Origin of the sequence: Campylobacter concisus, from assembly GCF_902460575.1 — a bacterium.
Lineage (GTDB): Bacteria > Campylobacterota > Campylobacteria > Campylobacterales > Campylobacteraceae > Campylobacter_A > Campylobacter_A concisus_AW.
Genome location: NZ_CABPUY010000003.1, coordinates 391,778 through 394,311, shown reverse-complemented (window position 1 = coordinate 394,311; position 2,534 = coordinate 391,778). Strand labels below are relative to the sequence as shown.

Here is a 2,534-nt window from a genome sequence, read left to right as displayed (position 1 = left end):
GATACTGTAACTCCAGTAGATGAGACTAACCCATCAGATGGTACTCCAGATAAAGGTATCGTAAAAGGTAAATCAGATGAGCCAAATGCTCCAGTAGTTGTTACTGATGAAAATGGTAAAACAATAGGTATTGGCACAACTGATGATAAGGGAAATTTCGAAATCACTACTGATCCAATCGAACCAGGTGATAAAGTAAAAGTTGAAGTAACTGATAAAGCTGGTAATAAAGGTAGTGATACAGAGACTGCAGGTGATACAGAATTTGTTGATAATACACCTCCAAGCGTAGAAGTTAAAGAAGTAACTCCAGTTGATACAAATAACCCAGCTGATGGTAACCCAGATAAAGGTATAGTAAAAGGTCATTCAGATGAGCCAAATGCTCCAGTGGTAGTAAAAGACAAAGATGGCAAAATAATTGGCACTGGCACAACTGATGATAAGGGAAATTTCGAAATCACTACTGATCCAATCAAACCAGGTGATAAAGTAAATGTTGAAGTAACTGATAAAGCTGGCAATAAAGGTAACGGCGAAGGAACAGCTGGCAATACAGACTTTACTGATAAAACAGCTCCAGATGCTCCAGTCATCACAGAAGTAATAGATGATGTTAAGGGTGGTAAATTTAACGAAGACGTTAAAGGTGGTACTACAAACGATAGCACTCCTACATTTAAAGGTACAGCTGAGGCTGGCTCAACCATAACTCTTAAAAATGGCAATGATATCATCGCTGAAAACATCCCTGTAAAAGCTGATGGATCATGGGAATTTACACCAAAGAGCTCACTTGCTGAAGGTGAATACAGCATAACAGCAACTGCAACAGATAAAGCTGGCAATGTAAGCAATGCATCAAATGTAGCTACTGTAACAATAGATCTTCATACTTCTAAACCAGTAATTAATGAAATTATAGATAATGTAGAAGGGGATACAGGCAACGTGAAAAACGAAAGAATTGGCTGGACAAATGACAATACCCCAACATTAAAAGGTAGTGCTGAGGCTGGTGCAACCGTTGATGTCTATGTAGATGGTAGAAAAGCAGGTAGCGTAAAAGCTAATGAAAAAGGTGAGTGGGAGTATGCAACTAGCAAACTAAGCGACGGCAAGCACTCATTCTATGCTATCGCAACAGATGAAGCTGGCAACGTAAGCGAGAACTCAGAAATTTCTTGGATAAAAGTAGATACTAATCCAGGTCAAGTAGTAATCACTAGAATAACAGATGACAATGGTGATGACGTACTAAATGGCTCTTATGAAGGTGCTACAAAAGACAATACTCCTACTATTTGGGGTACAGGCGAGCAGTACGCAACTGTAACTGTTAGCGTAAAAGATAGTAGCGGTAAAGTAGTATGGAGCGATGAAGTATATATAGAAGATAGCCTTGGCGATTGGCATATTGACGTACCAGTAGCATTAAATGATGGCGACTATACTGTTGAAGCTATTATGCAAGACTATGTCAAAAACCCAGTTCAAAACTCAAACGTTGTAAGCTTAACAGTTGATACTGCAACAGATATACCAGAGATCAAAGAGATCGTTGATAATGTAGCTGGTGGCGTAGAAAATGGCGATGTTAAAGGTAAGGTCACAAATGACAACACTCCAACACTAAAAGGTAGCGCTGAAGCTGGTGCAGATATAAAAGTATTTGTTGATGGTAAGATAGCAGGCACTACAAAAGCTGGCTTTGATGGTAGTTGGGAATTTACTCCTAGAACTAAACTTGGCGACGGCGAGCATAAATTTGTCGTAGAAGCGACTGATAAACTAGGACATAGTGCTAAATCTATTGAGGCAAGTGTGGATGTTGATACAACAATAGGCAATCCAAAAGTTAGATTTGTAGAAGATACAAATAACGACGGTGTCTTAAGTGTTGCTGAAGTAGCTGCTATAAAAGATGGCAAAGCTCACTGGGTGATAGATATCCCAACAGACGGTAGCGTAAAAGCTGGTGATGTGATCCAGTCAATAGATGGCAAAGGTAATTGGGTTAAATTTGTTGAGATCACTGATGAGATGATCAAAGATGGTAGATTTGAAGCTACATTTAACGTAGGTATCAACAAACTAAAAGATGGAAAATATGAGACTCCAGAGTATAGATTTGCTGATGAAGCTGGTAATGTTAGCGACTCATCAAAAGCTACACTTACACTTGATAGCGAATTTAGCAGAAAACCAAGCAACCCAGAAATTAAATTCCCAGAAGATACAAACAAAGATGGCAAAATTTCTGATGATGAAAACAAAGCTGGTGACAAAGATGCTGGTAAAACAACAGTAGAAGTTACTATACCAAAAGATGGTTCAGTAAAACCAGGTGATAAAGTAGTAGTTACTGATGACAATGGCAAAAAGACTGAAAAACCAATCAATCAAGATGATATAGATAAAGGTAAGATTGATATCCCAGTTGATCTAAACCCAGGTAAAGACAACAATGTAACAGCAGAGATCATCAATCCAAATAACCCTAACAACCCAGGCAAGGATAGCAAGGTGATAGG

The 2,534-nt window shown here is 38.6% G+C and carries 1 protein-coding gene; it reads left to right on the top strand.

Features of this window, described 5'->3' with window-relative positions; genetic code table 11:
* Positions 1 to 2,534: Ig-like domain-containing protein (locus F3G76_RS10525; RefSeq protein WP_188116575.1), on the top strand; the 2,534-nt coding region annotated here is incomplete at both ends.